Here is a 21,301-nt window from a genome sequence, read left to right as displayed (position 1 = left end):
TCGTTTAAGAAAAAATAATCAAGAACCCGAACCTTTTTTCGATAGAGAGACAATATAGGGTGTAAGCTGCTTACCCAGGAGGGCCCTCTGAATGCAAAGTGAATATATGTTCCAATTACTCAAACAAATGAAAGACGGTGATCAACAGGCATTTCATGCGATGTATGATGCCACCTATCAGGACGTCTACCGGACCGTTTCCTTTCTGGTGGATCATCCGCAGGACCGGGAAGATGTCATGAATGAGATTTATATGCAAATGTGGACGTCGCTGGCCAATTACGATACGAACCGACCTTTCCATTTCTGGCTGCATGGCCTCGTCATCCGTCAAGTGCAAAGATTTCGAGTCAAGCGCTGGCGGAGATTCCGAATTTTCGAGCGCATTCGTGCCTTCGCCCGGGAAGAGTCGCATTGGGATCAACCTTCGGTGTTAATGGACGGGACGAACCAAATGATATCGCAGGCCATCCACAAACTGACGGATAAACAGCGAACGGTCATTATCCTCCGCTTTTTTCACGACTATACGCTGGAGGAGATTGCGACCCTACTCGATATTCCGCTGGGTACCGTCAAGTCCAGATGTCATGCGGGCATCCAGGCACTTCGAAAAAACATATGGAATCTCCCCCGGAAAGGATGGAAAAGATCAATGACTATTGAACGCAAAATCCGAGAGCATCTGCGCAAAGAAGCAGAAACGTTGGATTGCCCTCAAGCCATTACCAACCGAATCGAGCAATCCTATACACAATATTTGCAAAGACAAAGGAGCGGAAAAACCATGAAAAAACGTTTTATAGCTGGAATAGTAGCAACGGCGATTTTGATTCCAACCGCAGCATTTGCTGCACCTACCCTGATTGAAATGCTGACCAGAACGCCGATGACCGCTGAACAAGTCAAGACGGATGAGATTGGCAAAGCTACCCTTGAGAAGCTGTACCGCGCATTTCCCGAAACCAAAAAGTTTGAGATCATCGATGCAAGCACCGTTCAAGGTGTCCAAACCAGCATCATCCTTCAGGAAAAAGGAGGAACCGGCAAAAAGATAGCCCTTCATACCAACAGTGTGACGGGTGAGATCGAACACGTGATTCAAGAGAATTGGGAGCCTAAGGAGAAGCCGCTGACGGCTTTAACCGAACAGGAAATCAAGTCGAAGGCCGATCATCTGATCCATGGATTATACGGCAGCATCGAAGCGTACGAGTTTGCTATGGAGCCAATGGAGAACCCGGATCAGAAAACGTTGATGCTGAATTACACCCAAAAGGGATCAACAGCCCCCTTCTACCAGGTACTGGTTCAGGACCATTCCATCAGTCTTTCGCTGATTGGAAGTGAAACGTCGTCCTCAGACGATATAGTAGAAGGTTTCTTCACTACGGATGGCAAGCCTGATTATTTTGCAGATGCCTTTTTGAATGACGACAAACTTTTTTCCTTACTCAACATGGGCCCGATTGAACTAAAGCAAGAATTAGCTAAAGGTAAATCCGTAGTGGAGATTGCAGCATCCAAAAATGTCTCGAAGCAGCAGGTTGTGGATGTCATTGCACAATCACAGGTTGACTTGCAAATCCAAAGTGAAGCGAATGGCGAAACTCCTGCCAACAATCTTTCAAATGATCAAATGTTAAAGGCAATTGAACCAAAAGTATTGCAAGTTATCGAGTACAAATCGGTAACGCCTTCAAAGAAATAACTCATTGATCCAACAAAAAGCCGGATTCCTTCATAGAAGGAAAGCCCGGCTTTTTCATTGAATCCATTCTATGCACATTTTCGTTAAAGGGCTTGCCCCTCCTTTACTTCTTCGATAAATTCGCTAAAGGTTTCTGCAATGTCTTTGTACTCGGTATGATGCAAATAATGCTCTCCTTCAAGGGGTATTACTTTTCCGTAGTCAGAATCCTTTACCTGCTCTTCATGCAATGGAATCCAGGTTGGAAAGTCTGGATTATCCGCTTGTACAAAGAGAAGAAGCGGAAGATCTTTAGGGAAGGTTAAATCCTGAGCCCCTTTAAAATTAGAAGGAATATGCTCCATCTCGTTAAAAATCGTGGCGGTTAACGCGTTTTTATTCGTAATCAATCTCATTTGTTCTTTGGTATGGTCATCAAATGCTAGTGCAGCATAGGGATCGGGACCGAGCTTCATCATCAATCGCATAAGACCTGATTTTTTAAGAAACGCGAACTTTTTCATTGGGAATTTAACGTCCATGCCTGGTTGTGTCGGAACACTGCTATCAATGCCGACAAATGCGTTTACCTCGTTTGGATATTTGCTCACATAATCAATTCCGTAAATGCCTGCAATGGAATGGCCCATGAGCGTATATCGGTTAATATTAAGCTGCTGTAGAGCTTCATGGACTTCACTTACGATGTTCTCCGTGGTTCGTTCTTTATCGGTTCCATCACTTAAACCATAACCAAAAGGTTCAACGGCAACAACTCTATAAAAAGGAGATAATTCATCGATCAGCAGCTTAAAATCAAGAGCGGGTGCTGCTGTTCCGGCACCTGGAAGAAGTACAATCGTTTCTTCGTCTTCTCCTTGAATATATACATTCATATTTTTGCCATCGACAGATACCTGTTGGCCATAGGGCTCTATTCGCTTCGCTTCGGAATGGCTGCTGATCACATTGCTGATATACACAATGCCCAGAAAAAGAATGATGGCAATAACGATTGCTCCAATGATTTTTAGCAATACACTTCGTGCTTTCTCGGATTTCTTCCCGTTCCTCGTATTCACTTTCTCAGTTTGTGTCACGCTCATCTTCTCCTGTCCTGATCGGTTGGTTAGGCTTCCTCCATGTGCCGCTAATGAAATCTTAACCAATGAAGATGTACTCCCCGTAACGACAATATGAACGGAGTATGAACTGGCAAAAAAAACTACGGTCTCACATGCAAGGAAGTTTGCGCATGAGCCGTAGCTATGAGAATAATGGAGTTTTAGGCTATGAATCTAATGAGTCCGCCAGCAATATAATGGCATGGATGACGGTGAATAAATAATCTGCTATGGATTATGGAGCGTTGCTGCATCACGTATTAAATATTCCGCAATCTCGGTGGAGATATGTTTCCCTTTTTGTGCATGGACTTCTGAAATGAAACTGCTCAGGTTTTGTTTTTGCAATTTTTTTCAGCAGACTGTTAGCAATCCCTTTGTTGTTGATTGTTCCCTCGTCTGCAAAACGTTGAACCAGTTCCTCAAGAGAGGCATAACTTGTTTTCACTTGAAAGTCTACGGATTGTGTAGATGTATTCCCTGCTATGTCCACAGCCTTTATCGTAAATGTATGTGTACCCAGCTCAAATTTGTATAAAGGAATACCCATTAGATCCGTTATGACCTTCCCATCCAACATGATTTCGGTTTTTGCTTGGTCGATACCTGAAAGCGTGTCTGCCATTTCAAATTCGGGTTGAAACACACCCGTGTTGAATCCGGAAGATGCGACTTGGTTTATCATAATCTCCGGAGCCGTCCAATCCACCGTAATATGGCTGGAGGCTTGAAAATCACCGTCGTCCGTCGTAGCCGTGATGACAGCCCTTCCTTCCCCTTCTGCTGTCACGATGCCATGATCGTCTACCGTTGCCACCTGGTCTTGATTCGTGCTCCATGTCACATTCTTATTGGTTGCATGATCAGGCAAAACCGTTGCTCGGAGCCCTACGCTTCGGCCGGAAGAGGAATTAAACACGAGCTCCGGTTTGTCAAGCGTAATTCCGACAACGGGGACGTTATCAGAGGTATGCTCAGCGATGAGTTCATTTAATGCAATGTTTCCCCATATCCGATTCCCGTCATTCACCTTTAATCGAAGTTTATTGGCGTTTACCGTTGGAAAAGAAACGCTCTGGCGCTCTTTGGTGCTGTCATTAAACTCCCATTGGATCGATGCGTCAGATAAAGCCGTTACCCAGACGCTACCGTCGAAATACTCCACGTCAAAATTAGTGATGCCTTGCCCGATTCCAAAAAACGTAACTAACGTAACCTTGTTGACCGGTACGCTATGATTGCCGTAGTCAAGGGTAATATAACCCGGGAAGGCAATATCACCGGTACTTCCCCATGCAGAGTTCAAATTGTTGTCGATGATGCTGGTAATGGTGCCTGCCCCCGTAGCAAAGGTTGTGGTGACCATATCTTTGGACAGTTCGGGATTGTTATACAATTCAAGCTCGTTCAGTGCGATTCGCCCCGATTGGTTAGCACCGTCATGGACCTTCAGTCTGATTTTAGAGAATCGAGTAAGTGGAAATTCCACGGATTTGATCTCGTTTGCCCCCGTGTTCAGATCCCAAGTCAGATTAATATTTGTGCGCAGGGGAATCCATCCCGAACCATTGCTGTATTCAAGATCAAAGTTCGTGATTCCCCATTCTTGCCCGTATCTAGTATTTAACTTCAATTGGTTGGCGATCAGCGTTTGCTCGCCGAAATCGACCGTGATATCGTTCGGAAATGAAGGCGTAATGCCGGTTTCCCATGCCGTGTCGTATTCATTATCGATGATATGTTCGATCGGACCTGAAGAGGACGATTCAAATGTCGTACTAGCAGCTGCCTGCGTAGCCAGATTGTCAACAGGTGTGCTGGCTGGCCGTTTCGGAACGATGACGATCGGATCACGCATGTTCCCGGCTGGTGGCACACTGCCCTCGTATTCGTGGGCACCGATATCGGGAGCGCCATTATATATCGGGTTGCCGAAATAATCCCGCCCTCCGTTATCGCTTACACGAATGCCTGCTCCAATGAGTGGCGAATTCGCTTGCAATTGGTACCCATGTACTGTATCCATGCCATTCCCGCCGCTACCGGGATCAACGAATCTCGGATCGTCCGTTATCTTATGGGCATCGGCCTGTACGAGTGTGTTCCCTCCGTAATATGCGTTGTAGTCAAACGTCTGGCCCGTCAAATCCCATCCCTTATCGCCGACGCTGTAGTACACATTATTATAGTTATAAATGTTGCGCGGAGCACCCGAAGCCTTGGTGAAGTAATCGCTCATGACCGGGTTGCCGGATGATTTTCCTACGTATATCGTATTATTGTAGTTATAGACGTTATCAATGGAACCGCTGTATCGGAATATGCTTTTTCTGTCGTTTTGGCTAATGTTGTATCTAACGATGGTATTGATTGTGTAGTACGTGTCGTTTACGAACAGCATAAAGCCGCCAGCGTTATCATGACTGTAATTGTACTGAACCAACGAATTGATGTTTCCTGCATCCACGTCGAAGCCATGCCCGTCTTCCGCGCCGTTCACACTGGCAAACGATTCGTTGAATTGAACGAGATTATTGTCCGCATACGCCCACCAAATGGATGCGTTGGTTGCCAAATACGTAGCTTGTTGGACGGTGTTGCGCTCGACAACCGCTCCATCGGTGACATTCCACGCGATGCCGCCTGTTGCTGCTCTGATGACCGTATTATTGGATATTTTCACTTGGGTAGACGGCGTCCAGGGCCCGTATGGTTTAGGCACCCAAGGCCATAAATCGCCCATTCCGTAGCGCAAGATACAATTGGAGCCAATGTATATACCATAGGCATCCACGTCCGTCAGTATATTTCCGTCAATGAGAACATCGTTAAAAGCGCTGGGTGTCATCGACCCAACCGAATCGAAAATAATCCCCCCGGAGCGTGTGGTATACGATCCATCGACATCATGGATGTTCATGTTTTTGATATAGATGTGATTCAATAAGCCAGCTTCCTCATTCAAGATATAAACACCGCGCCTTTGGCCCCGTGGATTCTCCCAATCTCGATCAAAAGGCAGCGGCGAGCTGTTTGTTACCTCCAGGTTGTTGATTTCCCAGTACTCCTGGTTTTTCAAAAATACGGCTTCCAGTTCGGACGTAATTCCTGCGATTAATGGTTTGCTTCCGGAACCGTACATATCGATAATGATCGGATTTTCGCTTGATCCTGAACCTTTAGGCCACAGTCTGCCGTTCCAACTCTCCCCGGCTTTGAACAAGATTTTGTCGCCTGGGGCAAAGGTAGTCGCGTTCACTTTATCCAACGATCTCCATGCAGAGGCTTGACTTGTGCCGTTATTCCCATCATTTCCCCCTGTGCTGTCCACATAATAAGTGGTTCCCGCAGCTAAAGCGGTCGACGGTGAAACGGTAACCCAATTGCAAACGAAAGCAAAAATCGAAACCATACAGATAAGCTTTTTGAAAAACGATTGGCTCAATCCTCTTCATTCCTTTCATTGTTATATATGTAATGCCAAATCGGCGATTACATCAGGAAATTTCTGTACAACTCCTCATTCAATACAACCTTCGCATCGGTTAACCGTTCACGTACGTACTCCTCAAATTGGGTATCGATATAGTCCTTTAACACTTGTTCTCTTATACCGTCAAATGCCAGATACTTGGAACCTAACTGATCTTTCTCCATGCACTGCATGAGATAGAAGCGACCGTTCTCTTCAATAATTTCGCTTACCTCCCCTGGAAAAAGGTCAGCCGAAGCTTGCGCTACCGGACTTCTGACCTTGTGCCTGTAACTATTCAAGTTATAGACCTCCTCCGTAACCCGGTCATCTTGTTTAATGCCCTTTACGGCTTGCTCAAAAGAAATCCCGGATGAGATTTTCTCCCTGGCCTTCTCAATCTTCCGTTTCACCTGCGTTTTGAGAAGTGTATCGACATTCCGATTGGCATCCAGAAAAGATAACGATAATTGGCGTACCTTCACCGTTGCGGGTGCATGGTACAACCTTCTCTTATTCGCCTCGTAAAACGTGATCAGCTGTTGTTCACTCGGCTTCCAGTCATGTTCCATCAGATGGTTCTTGACCGATAAGGCCGTATTCGCCATCATGTATTCATAATAGGCGTCCTCCGTATATTGAGCAGGACCGAAAATTACCTGATGATTCTTGATGGCTTGTTGCCTTCTTTGGTTTTCAAGATTGAAGTTTTGCATAAAACCGGCGTAACTGATATCGGGGAGCACTCCCTGCTCATTGGCAAGGATCTGTCGAATTTTCTGATCGATGCTATCTTCGAGCGCCTTCTTTTTGATCAACTCAAGCGGAATCTCGTTACCTCCGTATGGCGTAGTCCAAAATGCGGCCGACGGTGCAGCATCATATTTTTCATGGAAATACTTGATGATACCTGCTCGATTGGCATCGATGGCTCTTTGAAATTCGCTTACATGAATCTCTACTCCGTCAACTGTCGCGATATAAGCGTCTTCATGATGTGTTTGTGTAAATGCAGGCTTTGCGATTAAAAGGATCGTCACCACGATCAAGATGAAGAGTCCGGCTATGGACAGCCGTTTCAGACTGCAAAATTTATGTACCATCAAACCCATCAGCACCCTCGTCATTAGATTTTTAATGAAGACGATTCTACCAAGGCATCTCCAAATTATGTATAATTCATTATAATTTCCATAAGTAAGCGCTATCAATTTCTCCTTTTTTACATTCCTTTCACTTTCTTTACTTGTTCCACGCATAAAAAAGCGGCAGAGGATTCTTTCCTCTGCCGCCTTCTCTTTCTAATTTAGGTTTTCTTGTTTGCAGCCATGCGGCTCGCAACCGGACCATGACACCATGTCCGGCTTGTTCGATTGCCGTGAAGTTGGAGCCCGTCATCCTTCAATTATCCGACTCTGCTCTCTTTTTTGAATTTCATGATGGACCAGACAACCAATAGCAGCAGAACGGCCAGACATACGCTGATGCTGACCCGGTTCTGACCGTCAATAAGAAACAGGACCGCAATCACTGACAAGCAGAGGGCAGTTACCCCGGTTATGTAGGGGAACCCCCATACCTTAAAGCTGGGCTGCTTCGGATAAGCTTTGCGCAGTTTCAGCTGCGAGAAACAAATGCAGATCCATACCAGCACAACGACAAAGCCAGGGACCGCCATCAAAACCCGAAACAGCTGGTCCTGCGCGATCAGTCCAAGCAAGGAACCCGCTAATAGTATGATCGCACAGAGTTTCAACGTATTAAGCGGTATGCCTTTGTTCGTGGTTTTGGCCAGGCTCTTTGGCGCCTCTCCGGCGGCTGCCATGGAATAAATCATGCGCGTCGCGCCATAGATGCCGGAATTGGCTGCCGACAGCACGGCCGTCACGAGAATAAAATTCATGATGTGGGCCGTTCCCTGAAGCCCGGTAGCCGACAGCACTTGAACAAAAGGACTCGCCTCTCCGCCGAGCTGGTTCCACGGAATCAATCCGCATATAATCAGAATCGGCAGCGTGAAGAACAAAATCACCCGTAAAATAAAATTGCGCACGACTTTCGGCAGGATTTTGTCCGCATCCTCGGTTTCTGTCAATGTGAGGCCGATCAGCTCGGAGCCGCCGTACGAAAAGGTAACGACCAGCAAGGCGGAAAAGATGGCAAACCATCCGTTTGGCAGGAACCCGCCGTGCGCTGTGAAATTGTGAAGGAACGGAGCATCGGAGCTCGGAATCACTCCAAACATCAGTAAGCTCCCGAGTACGATAAAGATCATAATCATGGCGATTTTGATGCCCGCAAGCCAGAATTCCACTTCGCCAAAGCTCCCCACGCTCATCATATTGATGAGAATAATGAGCGCTGCGCTTGCCAGGCTCAGCATCCACAGCGGTACGTCGGGAAACCAGTACTGCAGAAAGCTGCCTGCCGCAATCACTTCGATCACGCAAACCGACAGCCACATAAAACAATACATCCAGCCCATGACAAAGGATACCCGCTCTCCGAACGCTTGCCGAACAAAGTCCTTCATGTTTCGCCCCGGATATACCGTAGCCATCTCCGTCATGGCACCCATGACGACCAACAGCAGCAGTCCCGCAAAGATATAAGAGAAAATCACGCCAGGCCCGGCGAGACCGATCGTCTCGGCGCTTCCCTTAAATATGCCGGTGCCGATGACGCCGCCCATAGCCATAAAGCTGATATGCCTTGGCCTCAATTTCTTCTGTAGTGAATCTCCATCTTGTATTGCCATATGCATATCCTCCTGATGACGATCGTATAAACCCAATGATTAGTATAACCTTTTCGGTAAAGGAAGCAAAAAGAAATTATAGTTTACATAATATATATTACGGCAACTTTTCATTCTCTGAATCCAATTCATGGATTTTGGAGACCAGGTCTTCCGAATTGGTACGGAACGTTTGGTTCGAATCGGTCCAGGCCGATTTCAGAAAATAGGACGCATGAAACCGCCATCCTTGATGATCCGGATTAAAATCCAATTGCATCTCACGCCCCGGCCTTCCCCGGTACACTCTCGAACCGGGTTTGCGCCAGCTGCCGATTTGGGTGATCCTGTCCGGATTCTGGCCCGTGATATATGTAAACCGATTATTGTAGGGGATGTCCTTCAAATAGAATTTGGGACACCCCACGGCAAACACCTGAACTTTCTGCAATCCAAACTTCTCTTTCATATATAATCCTGTCCGGTAGGCAACTACGCCTCCAGCACTGTGCCCGATCAGGATCAGGCGGTCGCAGCCTGCGGCATGGTCGCGGAGGATCTCCGCAGCGTTGATTACTCTAAGGGAGCGCTCATGCGCCAGATCATAGCCGACTTGAGTAAGCTGCCGGGCCAACAGACGGAATAAAGCGGCCCCCTTCCTGCCGTTGGCCATCCCGTAAGGAAAGATCATCACAATTTTGGCATTTGGGTATCTTCGGGCTATCTCGTTGGCTGCGTCTTCAAAGTTATTCCGATAGGTCAGAACACCGGCAAAAAAACATACGACCGTACTGCAATCCAGGGAACAGGTACTATGGGGGGATACAAATGCTTCTGTCATGTTTCTAAAAGCCCCTCCTAGATCGTTTCAAAATTCCTTGTACAATATAATAAACCCTCATGATTACCATGCATCCGTATCTGCATTGTATCATGAGGGTCCTGCTTTCTTTCAATCGGTTCGTCTTATTTTTTGGCAGCCAACCATTGGGACAGTACATTAATTTCGTCTTCCGTCAGCTTGCCTTGGAACGCCGGCATTCCATTGCGCCCATTCGTGATTATGCCCGCAATTTGGCTGGCATCGTATTTGGATCCTACGTTTTGCAGGCTGGGAAAGCTTCCGCCTCCGCCTAAGTCGGTAGCATGGCAAGCCATGCAGTTGGCATTGTACAGCGTCATGGCTTCATCGTTGGTTGCATTCCCGCCGGTTGCTCCTTCCGGAGCTTGTCCGCCGTTTTCTGCAGGAGCCGGAGCAGGCTCGGATGTATTATTGCCACCGCATGCTACCGCTGCAAAAGCAAAAGTTGTCAATAGCAGTACAATCAGTAACCCTTTTTTGAACATTTCTGAAACTGCCTCCTTTTGTATAATGCAAGCTATACTAACAGCCCGCCTTTTTTGCTGTATTCCAGAATTCCCTCCGCTGTGCGATAAGCAAGAGCACCGACAGTCCCGGTCGGATTATAGCCGCTATTATGCGGGAACGCGGATGCGCCTACCACAAATAAATTTTCCATATCCCACATTTGCATGTAGTTGTTGACGGCCGAATTGCCAGGGTTCTCTCCCATAATCACCCCGCCGGTGTTATGAGTCGATTGGTATGTCGTAATTTCGTAAGGTCCCAGTTCTTTCAATTTCATAATGTTCTGGCCTCCCATCTCCTGCACGATCTCCGCGCAGCGATCGGAAAGATACCTGGCCAACTGGCGGTCCTGCTCTTCGAAATCAAACGTGATTCGAATCAACGGGTCTCCGAATGCGTCCTTATAGGTTGGATCCAAATCCAGATAGTGATGCCGGAAAGGCATTGATGAGCCCTGAGAGCCTACGGACAGCACGCTGTTTGCATACTTCAAGGAATTCGCCTTGAACTCTTTTCCCCAACGCGGTGATTCCTCCGGAACCGGATTGTTTTGAATGGGTCTTTGTCCGGTTATGGTGTGGGCAATATTCCCCCCATGAATGAACTTCAAGTCCGAGTGATCAAAATTGTCGCCGTTAAAATCGTCCAGACCCATACCTAGGCTTCCCGCACCGGCAAACAAATTGAATTTATCCTCAAAAAATCCGGCGGCATTCCCCTTGATCACCTGATAGGCATAGTTTTTGCCAATCACGCCCGACCCGCTGGACGAGTCGTATGGTTTGCCGATTTTAGAGAGGAGCATCAAACGAGTATTGTTAAATACGTATCCCGTGGATACTACGATATCCGCCGGTTGTTCGATTTCCTCTCCGGTCGTGAGGTCCGTATACATGACGCCCGTTGCCTTACCGCCCTTATGCAGAATTCTTCGAACATAAGAATGGGTTCGGATTTCGAACTTTCCGGTTTTTTTCGCAACAGGAATCACGGTAACGACAGGATCCGCTTTCGCTCCGTATTCGCAGCCAAACCGCTCGCAGTATCCGCAATACTGGCATGCGGCTCGTGATATGCCATCCGGATTCGTGTAGCTTTCTGACAGATTGGCAGAAGGAACCGTATACGGATTGAGTTTCAGGTTTTTCGCAGCATCCGCAAACATCTTCATGGATGGCGTGTGGAGCATGGGCGGTGTAGGGTACGGATTCGAACGTTTCCCTGCCAAGGGGTTTTCCTCGCCGGAAATGCCGGTCGTCTTCTCGAACTTATCAAAATACGGCTCGAGCTGATCGTAGGTGATGCCCCAGTCCTGGATCGTCATTTCCGGCGGTATTTTATCTTTCCCATAACGTTCTTCCGTCATGCTCCGGATTTTAAAATCGTAGGGCAGGAAGCGGAACGTTTGCCCGTTCCAGTGCACGCCGGCTCCTCCCAGTCCCTCCCCTAACAGAAACGATCCGTACTGCCTCATCGGAAGTGCACGTATTTTTTCGGTGCTGCGAAAGGTAATCGTTTCTTTGGAAAGGTCCTGCATTAAATCGTACCGAAGCGCGTAACGGAGCTCATCGTGAGCCATGTAGTAGTCTTCCGTTACCCTTTCTTTACCTCTTTCCAAACCGACGACGGATAAACCCTTCTTGGTCAATTCCGAGGCGATAATCCCGCCAGCCCAGCCGACGCCGATAATGACAACATCCGTTTTCGGTAATTTTTTGGCCATTTGTGTACTCCTTTCGCTATGGATGAGCTGTTATAGGTGGTCCTTTAAACTCTTCGGCGGGATGACGGTGAAATTCTTCTCAATAATATTCGTGTAAGCCATTTGGTTACCCGGATATTGGCGCATCGTCCATCCTTGCATATTTTTATTGCCGCCGTATAGGGGATCGCTGTAAACCCCTTCCAATGTGCTGCTGCGAAGCAGGTTGAAGAACCCGCTGGCCGAGATCGTAGTCAATTTGACCTCGTCGTTCTGAAAGGCGGTTAACACGGCATCCTGTTCCTCCGGCGCCAGGCTCGGGAAGTCTTTTTTGATACTTTTTCTGACTGTAGTTCTGAATCTCGCGGAGACCGATATAGAATATCTCTCGCCGTCTTAATCGGCCTTGATAGCCTTGCGTTTTCTCTCCAACATAGAAAGGGGGCTGCATATAATCTCTTGCATTGAAGCCCCAATCACCGGCCAGCTGGTGGTCGATGAAAAATGCAGCGCCTAACTCTTTGGCTCCAGGACCATTGTCATCCGCAGGAAAAATGCGCTCTACGGCTGCCTCCGTAATCCTGTATTGTTCCTGGTTAAAGAACATTAACGCTTGGTTGTAGTTGTTTTCATTCTGGGCAGGCGCCGGTGCTGCAGGCGGAGTTTTCTGCTTTGGCAGAAGATATCCGAGTACACCGCCCAGCACGACACCTCCCACGGCATAACCGGAGTTTCTCAGGAACTTCCGCCGTGACATCGTCTGCGAGCCGTCAGGCTTCGCTGGTTTGGTTTGTTGTTGGTCTTGTTCGCTCAAACTTTCAGCACCCCTACTCTTCATCATTTTGAATAATGGGTATTGTCCCCATCAAAATTTCATTCATACATTATTCTCCATCCGGGCATGATAAAATTACTACCGATATGGAGGCGAATGCTCATGAGACCATTTTGGAGCAGGTGGAAAGGTCCCCTCCTGGGATCCGTACTGCTTCTTTCATTAACAGCCTGCTTGAATCAAACAGACAATCAACAAAACGCGCAGTCCACCCAGCCAGGTAATGCCGACACCGTTCACCTGCACAGTGCCGATGTGATTCCGAGCTATCATGGGCCGAAAACCGAAACAACCAACGTCCAAGGCAAAACCACAAGCGGTATGGGCATGTCCGTCTACAGCATGATCGGTTCATCCAGCCTGCATGAAGGCGGCGTCTCTTCCCACGTACAGTCAAGACTCGCAGGTCAAGGCATTGACGGAGTGAAGGCTTTTGTCCTGAATGACACGATTGTCCTGGCACGCGCAGAATCAAAGGTTTCTTCCAACCACTATGACAGCATGCAGAAGAAGGTGTTAAGTCAGACGGAAGGAATGTCGGGCAAAGGTGAGCCGAACGAAGGTGTAATGGGAGTCAAGGCCGTGGACAACGATAATATGTCGCAAGCCAAAGAGCAAGTGAAGAAGATGTTTAATGAAGAAGTGCAAATTCTAACGGTGACCAATCCGCAAGCCCCTGCGCTGATAGACCGCATTGCCACGAAGCTGCATGATTCGCCGCGCGACGAGTCGATAGCCAGGGATATTTCGGAGCTGCTTCGGATGGCTTCGGATAAAAAATAGCTAAAGGAGTTGAGCATATGCCACTAGGAAACATCGGCGTGACAGGATTGATTCTCATCTTGTTGATCGCCTTGATTATTTTCGGCCCTTCGAAGCTGCCTGAACTAGGACGGGCCTTCGGCCGAACGCTCAGCGAATTCAAGAACTCCACGCGGGAACTGGTTTCAGCGGAAGATATCCAAGACGGAGATAAATTGAAATGACCGAGCAGGGACAGGAGCAGGAGCTGCATCTATTAGAGCACTTAACGGAGCTCCGCAAGCGGATCCTCATCACATTGGGCACCTTCTTGGTGGCCCTTTGTGCTGCTTTTCTATATGTGGAGCCGCTGTATGAAATGCTGACTCGCGACGTTGAAGGGCAGCTCCAAGTGCTGGGACCGACGGATGTGATATGGGTATACTTCATGATCGCCGGCGTGATCGCCCTTGCGGTGACGATGCCGGTAGCCGGCTTTCAAGTATGGCGATTTGTCGTCCCCGGTCTGAGCACCGTGGAACGCCGGGCTTCTTTGGCGTATATCCCCGCAATCGGGGGGCTCTTCCTCGCAGGTCTGGCCTTTGGCTACTTTATCGTATACCCTATGGTCCTGTCCTTCCTGGATTCGCTCTCGAATCATTTCATTACGGCTTATACCGCCGAAAAATACTTCCGCTTCATGATCAATATGACCGTACCGTTCGGCGTTCTGTTCGAAATGCCGGTTGTCATCATGTTCTTAACGTCGATCGGCATTCTGAATCCGCTGCGCTTATCGAAAATGCGGAAAATTGCCTATTTGCTGCTGACGGTTGCAGCCGTCACCATAACGCCGCCGGATTTTGTGTCGGATATTCTCGTCATCGTGCCGCTGTTCCTCTTATATGAGATCAGCATCGGTCTGTCTCGCATGGTGTACCACAAAAGGCTGAACAAGCTGGAGCTCATAAGCGAGTAACACCTTTGTTATTGCAAAACAACAAAAAAGCTTGGAGATCTCCTATTGGGATCCCAAGCTTTTGTCGTTTGAAGCCAACATTGTTATTTCATGAACGTTAGAAAATGGTCGGAACCATTCCCCCATCCATACGAATAGGAGAGCCTCTAAACGCGGAAGCATAAGGACTGCATAAAAATGTTGCCAATCTGCCAATCTCAATAGGCCTAATGAATCGTTGAATTTCAGATTGTGGCAGGTTTGCGGCCATGAATGCCTTCTCTTTTTCCGAAAAGGTCATATCTTCATTCGCGTATATACCCTCGATAATATGCTGCACGTTCTCGGAGAGAGTCGGTCCCGGCATGATCGTATTGATGGTAACTTCGGTTCCTCTCGTTAATTTGGACAAGCTTTTGGCCAAGGATAACAGCATGGATTTTGTCATGCAATACTGCGGCATTTGTCCGGAAGGCATCACGGCTTCTTCGCTCGCCATAAAGATAATGCGGCCAAAATCATTCTTCAGCATGCCAGGCAAATAAAATTTGGTTAATCCGTTTGCAGCAAGCACGTTGGTACGGAAGTACGTCTCCCATACTTCATCGTCAACGTCCTCGTACGACATGATTTCGTATATCCCCATATTGTTAACCAAAATATCAACATGAGGGTATTTTTCGAATAGAGCCTCCCGTTGACCGATATCCACCAAATCGGCGGTTGCCTTTTGCGGAGAGGTATTCGGAAATTTCGATTTTATTTCTTGTACGGTTCGTTCAACCTCTTCATCAATTCGTCCGTTAATGAGAACATGGGCTCCCTCTCTGGCAAGTTCCATGGCAATCGCTTTGCCTATCCCTTTCGTAGAGCCTGTAACCAACGCTGTTTTATTGTTTAATTCCATATCCATAATATAAACATTTCTCCTTTGCAATCTGGATCATGATTATATTACCTTGAATGGATAGACGGGTAACTAGCCTATGGCGCCAAAGTTCTTGCTTCTCGCGCCATTTGCAGCGCGCCAATTCGAAGGGGTATCGCCTTCCCACATGCGGAACGCGCGGTAGAATGAGTTCTGGTCTGCATAACCAATCAAAAACGCCACTTCTTTAATATCGATAGAAGGGTCTGCCAAGTACTCGATCGCCTGCTCATGTCTGGCTTGTGTCAACAGCTGCTTGTAGCTCGTGTTTTCATCTGTCAGCTTGCGCTGCAGGGTACGGTCGCTCATCCCCATTTCTTTCGCGACAACGTGAATGTCGTGGCGCCCTCCCATGAGGCAGCGTTTCAAGATCCATTTGACCATATCGGAAACGGAACGGCTGTTTCGCCGTTCATCAAGCGATCGGTCCAGGGCGGGAGTCAGGATCTCCAGCAGCTCTTCATTGTAAGAAATAAAGGGACGGTCCAGATCTTGTCGAAGCAGCGAGAGCCGATTGCGTGCTGCGCCAAACCGGATTCGGCAGCCAAAATAAGCTTCAAGAGTCTCTACATCGCCCATAGGCTCGGAAAATTCCACGAGTCTTGCCCTCAACGGTTGACCTGTCCCCCGGCGTCCGAGCTCAAGCAGATATGCCAGCGTGATTCCGACCAGCATCGGCGGACCGGTCTGCAGGCTGTTCCCCCACTCCAGATCAATCGTGCAGAGCTCGCCCTCCTCGGTGATACGCAAACCTTCAGGCGGGCAAAGCTGCTTGTACCGGGACATTCGATATAAAGCCTCGCGATAGTCACGAGCGTGGTAAGTCGCTAAGACGGTAGGCGGGTACTTCGCCGTTTCAAAGACGGTTGCAAGCTCGACGATGCCTTTGGCCAGATCACCCACGAGATCGGAATACGCCTGCCAAATCGCGAAGTATTGGGCGGTGGTGACTTCCGCTCCAGTGATGATCGCAAGCGGCAAGCGCGCTTTGCGAGCCACGTCCTCAGCGGCAATCCCCATTTGTCTTAATCCTGTCCAAAATCCCGGAGGGAGTTTAATCCGGGCGGACACATGAGACTTCATATCTATAGAACTACTATTCATCATCGGATACACAAGTCACTTTGCTGGACGGTCTTTAACCACTCCCTGGCCAACAACTGGTGTCCCGCTGCCGTAGGATGAACACCGTCCCATAACCAGTATTCCGCCGTAACGTTTTGGGCTGATTGGTTGAATACTTCCTGCAAAGGAACAAAAAGCGTGTGATATTCCTCTGCCAGCTGCCGAACGATTGAACCGTATTCATCGATCTTGCTGCGCCATTGACCCCATCCATTCGCGGTAGCCGCCGTTTGCAAAACAAAAGGCTCGCACAGCACCAGGCCGGTTTCCGGGAGAACTTCCCTTGTTTCGCTCAGCAGCTGGCGATAGATTCGTTCGAAACGGTCTGTTGCTCCTTCGGGCTGACTTTGAATGATACGGCCTGCATCGTTCACACCTGCCAGAATACTGATGAGATCAGGCTTCAAGCTAAAGGCATCTTCGTTCCATCTTGCATACAGATCCGATACGCGATTGCCGCTGACCCCGCGATTTATAAATAGCGGCTGGCTTTGGGCGAATTCCAATCCGAGCTGCGCTGCTATGAGATAGACGTAGCCATGTCCCAAAATATGATTAGGGTCCTGGTTTCTTCCCCAATTGCCGTCGGTTATCGAATCACCCTGAAATAATATGGTTTTTCTCTGATTCTCCATAGTCGCTATCTCCAATCTTAAATAATGAGATTGTTTAGCTATTGTACCTAAATTCCCTCTACCTTGACCAGTGTATCGGAGGCTGGTTCCTAGATTTAACAACTGAGGTTGAATTGTTATACATTATTGTTAGTTGTTTGAATAACTCACTAAAGAGAGCCCCAAGAGGTTTCGCTTCTCGACATCTGATTAAAAGAACCTCCAATTATAATAGCAAATAAAGAAGTCGCCGATTCTGGCGACTTCTTACGTAATATGATATAAGGATACAGGAATGGCTATGGCAGCTGCCGATATTCTTCCTCCAGAATCGACATTACAATCATATCATGGAATGTTCCGTCCCAATATAGCGAGTCTCGCAGGGTACCTTCCCGTTTGAAACCAAGCTTCTCGTAGACATGGATGGCCCGGGGATTAAACGCATATACGCCTAACTCGATTCGGTGCAAACGTAAACTTTCGAAACCATAACGCAGCATAAGCTTCAAGGCCTCCGTGCCGTATCCTTTATTGCTGTGCCGACCGGAGATCGATATGCGGATATTGCCGCTGCGATTGTTGAGGTCGATTTCGTTCAGGACCACTTCTCCGATTAATTCGTCCGATTCCTTCTCCGCAATCATCATATCCAGGCGATCCTCATGGGCGTATCCGATGTTATGAATCCAAGCCGCAATCGAATCCTTGGTGAACGTCTGCTGTGTTCCCGTTAATCGGTTAGACTCCGCATCCTGCAATAATTCGAAGTATACATCAAATTCATCTTCCCTTACGGGACGGAGCACAATGCGGTCCCCTTCGATCCGTGTTTCAAGCCTTTTTTTCATTACCCCACGCCTCCAAGTTTTTTTCCACTTATTCGAGAGATCCAAGCTAACTATAAAGTACCATGGATTCGCCGATCTGTGCAGACGATAAAACACTTATAGTTAAACTAACCTGCCTCGCAAATTCACAAAAGCGATGAGATCGGACGGGTTAACGGTTTCCGAGAAGTGAGACGATAGCCGGTTCGATCTCGAGCGGTTCGCCCAAAGAATATTAAACCAGATTTAGGGAACTTTAGTTCGTATGAATCTTGTCAAAGTGAGCTGATCCCGTGGCCTTTTTTAAACGAACAAAGCAACCCCCATCGAATACGGCCCTGCTTCATCATAATGGGCAAACGAAGCAAACCGCCGAAGCCTCTCGTCTATCCGACCGCTTGGATCAGAATTTACATAGAATCCGGGAACAAACCGGCCATAGCCGGGATATCATCATTCGCACCCTAAGTCATATGCTTGGAAGCGATCATACCCTAGCCGTTATTTATATCGATGGATTGGTTGATACGCTCACCATCAATCACTCGATCATGCAATCCTTAACCTCAAAGGATTACGACGAAGAGCTGCATACCTCTGACCCTGCAGAAATCTTGTCCATTATCAAAAACCGGTTCTTATCCATTGGCAGCATCAGCGATTTGGAGCATATGGAGCCATTGATCTCCGCCATCCTTGAAGGCAATACTGTCATTCTCATCGACGGATCCTCTCATGGCGTTATCGCCAGCTCTATTGGAGGAGAAGAACGCGGAGTAGAAGAGCCTCAATCCCAGACCGTCGTTCGGGGCCCGAAGGAAGGTTTCACCGAAAATATCCGCACGAATACCGCCTTGATCCGTCGGAAGATTAAAAGCCCGAACCTCTGGATCGTGGATCGTAAGATTGGCCGCGTCACCCAAACGGATGTTGCCGTTATGTATTTGAATGGCATCGCCAATGATAAGATCGTACAAGAAATATTGAATCGTTTAGACCGGATCGATACCGACAGCATCCTGGAGAGCGGGTATATCGAAGAGTTTATACAAGATACAACGTTCACCCCCTTTCCTACCATCACCAATACGGAGCGCCCCGATGCTATCGCAGGTGCGATCCTGGAAGGGAAAATCGCCATTTTGGTTGACGGGACACCGTTTGCGCTGATTGCTCCCATCACCATATTCAAATTGTTTCAATCGAGCGAAGACTACTACCAAAAGTTCGATATCGCCACTTTTTTGCGCCTGTTGCGCATCATTTCCTTTGTGGTGTCGATGCTTCTTCCTTCGCTTTATATTGCCATCTCCACATTCCATCAAGAAATGCTGCCAACGACCCTGCTAATCAGCCTTGCAGCACAGCGGGAAGGCATCCCTTTTCCCGCCGTTGTCGAGGCCTTGGCGATGGAAATTACGTTCGAAGTATTAAGGGAAGCCGGTGTGCGCATGCCCAGGGCGATGGGTTCTGCGATATCCATCGTAGGCGCATTAGTACTGGGTCAAGCCGCTGTACAGGCAGGTTTAGTGTCAGCTGCCATGGTGATCATCGTTGCATTTACCGCCATCGCGAGCTTTGTTGCGCCTTCCGTGAGCATAGCCAACTCCGCCAGACTGCTCCGATTCGGTTTTATGATATTGGCGGCAACTTTAGGGCTCTTTGGGATTATGGCAGGATTACTCGCCATGCTGATCCACCTAGCCGGTTTGCGATCATTCGGTTTGCCGTATCTTACGCCGTTCGCTCCATTTATCCCGTTAGACCAAAAAGACGTGCTGGTGCGAGTTCCATGGTGGGCCATGGTGACAAGACCCACCTTAATCAATCGTAAAAACGCGAAACGGCAAAAAATGAACCAGCGCCCATCGCCTTCCGATGGTAACAAATAGTATACAAACGGTATAAGTCGGAGGTGAAGAACAGATGAACCGGAAGCTTAAACTCCTGATTCTCATGATGACCGCCTCGCTGCTTCTCAACGGTTGCTGGGACAGTAAAGAGTTAAACTCGCTTAGCATTGTCTCGGCGACGTCCATAGACCGCAGCGAAGACGAATGGATCATCTCCTTCCAAGTCGTCATTCCGCAGTCCATCGCCACCCAGACCGGTGGTGGATCCGGGGGAAGTCAATCACCGATCACCATCTTCTCCACCAGGGGCAAGACCATTCGCGAAGCCATGCAGAATGCGAATTTAGAAGCGCCGCGCGCGTTGTTTTTCGCCCATAACTCCATATTGATTATTAATGAACAAGTCGTTCGGAACGCAGGCGTACAACAAATCCTTGATTTTTTCCTCCGCCCCATGGAAAGCCGGGAAACCATGTCGGTTCTGCTGACCAAGGACAAAGCCTCCAATCTGTTGGAAGTGCTTATTCCGTTGGAGAAAATATCGGGCAATGCGATTCAACGGGTCATTACGCAAGGGCAAGAAAATCTGTCCCAGGTGAAAAATATTAAATTGATCGATTTTGCATCCATGGTCGCCAATCCGTACCAAAGCGCCATGGCACCCGAGTTGAGAGTGTCCGGCAATCAAGAGGAGCAATCCACCTTGGATGCCTTAAAGTCGACCCGAAATCAAGCGGTACTCAAACTTGGGGATTTAGGCGTATTTCGGGGAGACAGACTGGTCGGATGGATGAAGCGAAGAGAAAGCAGAGGCGTCGCTTGGCTTTCGAACAGCGTCAAAAACCTGATCATTGTTACCCCGTGCAGCGATCAAGACGCAACCCGGTTATCGAGTTACCGCGTCACCCATTCCTCGACTCGGGTAGATCCCAGATTGGTCAACGGTTCAGTCAACATGATGGTCCATATTCAAACCAAGGGGGCTATTGATGAAACCAGCTGTACGATGGATTTGACGAAACCGGAAGTCATTTCGAAACTCGAGGAAGCGATAGCCGAGCAGATCAAGGAAGAAGTCTTGGCTACGTGGAAAAGGATGAAGGATTTGAATGTGGATGTGGTTGGTTTTTTGGATATGATTCACAGAAGATATCCGGCGGCCAGCAAACGCCTTTCAAAGTTGGAGCATCCGCTTCAGGAGCTGGAACTCGACCTGAATCTTGAAGTCAACGTGGAGCACACGAATATGATCAATAAACCCTTCTCGAATCTAATTGAACCCAATAAATAGACCGCAATCGATACCTATAACAAGGAGGTCCC

The 21,301-nt window shown here is 48.0% G+C and carries 17 protein-coding genes and 2 pseudogenes; 7 read left to right on the top strand and 12 right to left on the bottom strand.

Going from position 1 to position 21,301, the window contains the following annotated elements:
• Positions 1 to 91 precede the first annotated feature (91 nt).
• Together P0X86_RS15300 and P0X86_RS15295 are read left to right on the top strand one after the other, a co-directional pair.
• Positions 92 to 666 (top strand): annotated as a pseudogene (locus P0X86_RS15300) (sigma-70 family RNA polymerase sigma factor).
• The gene (locus tag P0X86_RS15295; RefSeq protein ID WP_277748885.1) at positions 656 to 1,711 is read left to right on the top strand and encodes a hypothetical protein; all 1,056 of its coding nucleotides are present in this window, start codon (positions 656 to 658) and stop codon (positions 1,709 to 1,711) included. The pseudogene P0X86_RS15300 and the gene P0X86_RS15295 overlap by 11 nt, the downstream one beginning before the upstream one ends.
• Before the next feature lie 83 nt (positions 1,712 to 1,794).
• Here P0X86_RS15295 and P0X86_RS15290 read toward each other — a convergent pair whose 3' ends face one another.
• The 8 genes and pseudogenes from P0X86_RS15290 to P0X86_RS15255 form a co-directional block, all read right to left on the bottom strand.
• Positions 1,795 to 2,790, bottom strand: a complete 996-nt coding sequence (locus P0X86_RS15290) for an alpha/beta hydrolase (protein WP_277748884.1) — start codon at positions 2,788 to 2,790, stop codon at positions 1,795 to 1,797.
• 277 nt (positions 2,791 to 3,067) lie between these two features.
• A complete protein-coding gene (locus P0X86_RS15285; RefSeq protein ID WP_277748883.1) occupies positions 3,068 to 6,073 on the bottom strand; it encodes a discoidin domain-containing protein in 3,006 nt (1,001 codons plus the stop codon).
• Between the two features lie 233 nt (positions 6,074 to 6,306).
• Entirely contained in the window at positions 6,307 to 7,389 is a 1,083-nt protein-coding gene (locus P0X86_RS15280) for a peptidylprolyl isomerase (RefSeq protein WP_277749040.1), read from the bottom strand.
• A 302-nt stretch (positions 7,390 to 7,691) separates the two neighbouring features.
• Entirely contained in the window at positions 7,692 to 9,044 is a 1,353-nt protein-coding gene (locus P0X86_RS15275; RefSeq protein ID WP_213578524.1) for an amino acid permease, read from the bottom strand.
• 97 nt (positions 9,045 to 9,141) lie between these two features.
• Positions 9,142 to 9,864, bottom strand: coding sequence for an alpha/beta fold hydrolase (locus tag P0X86_RS15270; protein WP_277748882.1), 723 nt, complete (start codon positions 9,862 to 9,864; stop codon positions 9,142 to 9,144).
• 125 nt (positions 9,865 to 9,989) lie between these two features.
• Positions 9,990 to 10,370, bottom strand: coding sequence for a c-type cytochrome (locus P0X86_RS15265; protein ID WP_096773622.1), 381 nt, complete (start codon positions 10,368 to 10,370; stop codon positions 9,990 to 9,992).
• A 32-nt stretch (positions 10,371 to 10,402) separates the two neighbouring features.
• Entirely contained in the window at positions 10,403 to 12,115 is a 1,713-nt protein-coding gene (locus P0X86_RS15260; protein WP_096773621.1) for a GMC family oxidoreductase, read from the bottom strand.
• 30 nt (positions 12,116 to 12,145) lie between these two features.
• Positions 12,146 to 12,908, bottom strand: a pseudogene (locus tag P0X86_RS15255) (gluconate 2-dehydrogenase subunit 3 family protein).
• Between the two features lie 123 nt (positions 12,909 to 13,031).
• On the opposite strand from P0X86_RS15255, the gene P0X86_RS15250 reads away from it, so the two are divergent.
• The 3 genes from P0X86_RS15250 to tatC are packed head-to-tail and all read left to right on the top strand — an operon-like array spanning position 13,032 to position 14,649.
• Complete coding sequence (locus P0X86_RS15250) at positions 13,032 to 13,712, top strand: hypothetical protein (protein WP_096773620.1); 681 nt, start codon at positions 13,032 to 13,034, stop codon at positions 13,710 to 13,712.
• Positions 13,713 to 13,729: 17 nt separating this feature from the next.
• Complete coding sequence (gene tatA / locus P0X86_RS15245; protein ID WP_015735144.1) at positions 13,730 to 13,915, top strand: twin-arginine translocase TatA/TatE family subunit; 186 nt, start codon at positions 13,730 to 13,732, stop codon at positions 13,913 to 13,915.
• Positions 13,912 to 14,649 carry a twin-arginine translocase subunit TatC gene (tatC, locus tag P0X86_RS15240; protein WP_096773619.1) on the top strand — a complete coding sequence of 246 codons (738 nt, stop codon included), beginning with the start codon at positions 13,912 to 13,914 and terminating at the stop codon, positions 14,647 to 14,649. Before tatA ends, tatC begins: the two co-directional genes overlap by 4 nt.
• Positions 14,650 to 14,746: 97 nt before the next feature.
• On the opposite strand, the gene P0X86_RS15235 is transcribed toward tatC, so the two are convergent.
• The 4 genes from P0X86_RS15235 to P0X86_RS15220 all read right to left on the bottom strand — a co-directional run bounded on the left by P0X86_RS15235 (position 14,747) and on the right by P0X86_RS15220 (position 18,146).
• A complete protein-coding gene (locus P0X86_RS15235) occupies positions 14,747 to 15,541 on the bottom strand; it encodes an SDR family NAD(P)-dependent oxidoreductase (protein ID WP_277748881.1) in 795 nt (264 codons plus the stop codon).
• Between the two features lie 66 nt (positions 15,542 to 15,607).
• Entirely contained in the window at positions 15,608 to 16,639 is a 1,032-nt protein-coding gene (locus tag P0X86_RS15230) for an AraC family transcriptional regulator (protein WP_096773617.1), read from the bottom strand.
• A gap of 20 nt (positions 16,640 to 16,659) precedes the next feature.
• A complete protein-coding gene (locus P0X86_RS15225; RefSeq protein WP_277748880.1) occupies positions 16,660 to 17,316 on the bottom strand; it encodes an SGNH/GDSL hydrolase family protein in 657 nt (218 codons plus the stop codon).
• Positions 17,317 to 17,594: 278 nt separating this feature from the next.
• Positions 17,595 to 18,146: a GNAT family N-acetyltransferase gene (locus tag P0X86_RS15220; protein ID WP_096773615.1), complete on the bottom strand. Its 552-nt coding sequence runs from the start codon at positions 18,144 to 18,146 to the stop codon at positions 17,595 to 17,597.
• Between the two features lie 272 nt (positions 18,147 to 18,418).
• On the opposite strand from P0X86_RS15220, the gene P0X86_RS15215 reads away from it, so the two are divergent.
• Positions 18,419 to 20,017 (top strand): spore germination protein, encoded by a 1,599-nt coding sequence (locus tag P0X86_RS15215; protein ID WP_277748879.1) that lies wholly within the window; start codon positions 18,419 to 18,421, stop codon positions 20,015 to 20,017.
• Positions 20,018 to 20,051: 34 nt separating this feature from the next.
• The gene (locus P0X86_RS15210) at positions 20,052 to 21,269 is read left to right on the top strand and encodes a Ger(x)C family spore germination protein (RefSeq protein WP_277748878.1); all 1,218 of its coding nucleotides are present in this window, start codon (positions 20,052 to 20,054) and stop codon (positions 21,267 to 21,269) included.
• Positions 21,270 to 21,301: the final 32 nt, after the last annotated feature.

Origin of the sequence: Paenibacillus sp. BR1-192 (assembly GCF_029542445.1) — a bacterium.
GTDB lineage: Bacteria > Bacillota > Bacilli > Paenibacillales > Paenibacillaceae > Paenibacillus_AQ > Paenibacillus_AQ lautus_A.
The sequence above is the reverse complement of the archived record's forward strand: the minus strand, read 5'-3'. Positions and strand labels throughout refer to the sequence as shown.

Bases quoted from the DNA above. Each gene is read 5' to 3' on its own strand.
- P0X86_RS15295 (WP_277748885.1), top strand. From the start codon at position 656: ATGACTATTGAACGCAAAATCCGAGAGCATCTGCGCAAAGAAGCAGAA.
- P0X86_RS15280 (WP_277749040.1), bottom strand. From the start codon at position 7,389: ATGGTACATAAATTTTGCAGTCTGAAACGGCTGTCCATAGCCGGACTC.
- P0X86_RS15275 (WP_213578524.1), bottom strand. From the start codon at position 9,044: ATGGCAATACAAGATGGAGATTCACTACAGAAGAAATTGAGGCCAAGG.
- P0X86_RS15270 (WP_277748882.1), bottom strand. From the start codon at position 9,864: ATGACAGAAGCATTTGTATCCCCCCATAGTACCTGTTCCCTGGATTGC.
- P0X86_RS15265 (WP_096773622.1), bottom strand. From the start codon at position 10,370: ATGTTCAAAAAAGGGTTACTGATTGTACTGCTATTGACAACTTTTGCT.
- P0X86_RS15260 (WP_096773621.1), bottom strand. From the start codon at position 12,115: ATGGCCAAAAAATTACCGAAAACGGATGTTGTCATTATCGGCGTCGGC.
- P0X86_RS15250 (WP_096773620.1), top strand. From the start codon at position 13,032: ATGAGACCATTTTGGAGCAGGTGGAAAGGTCCCCTCCTGGGATCCGTA.
- tatA (WP_015735144.1), top strand. From the start codon at position 13,730: ATGCCACTAGGAAACATCGGCGTGACAGGATTGATTCTCATCTTGTTG.
- tatC (WP_096773619.1), top strand. From the start codon at position 13,912: ATGACCGAGCAGGGACAGGAGCAGGAGCTGCATCTATTAGAGCACTTA.
- P0X86_RS15235 (WP_277748881.1), bottom strand. From the start codon at position 15,541: ATGGATATGGAATTAAACAATAAAACAGCGTTGGTTACAGGCTCTACG.
- P0X86_RS15230 (WP_096773617.1), bottom strand. From the start codon at position 16,639: ATGAAGTCTCATGTGTCCGCCCGGATTAAACTCCCTCCGGGATTTTGG.
- P0X86_RS15225 (WP_277748880.1), bottom strand. From the start codon at position 17,316: ATGGAGAATCAGAGAAAAACCATATTATTTCAGGGTGATTCGATAACC.
- P0X86_RS15220 (WP_096773615.1), bottom strand. From the start codon at position 18,146: ATGAAAAAAAGGCTTGAAACACGGATCGAAGGGGACCGCATTGTGCTC.
- P0X86_RS15210 (WP_277748878.1), top strand. From the start codon at position 20,052: ATGAACCGGAAGCTTAAACTCCTGATTCTCATGATGACCGCCTCGCTG.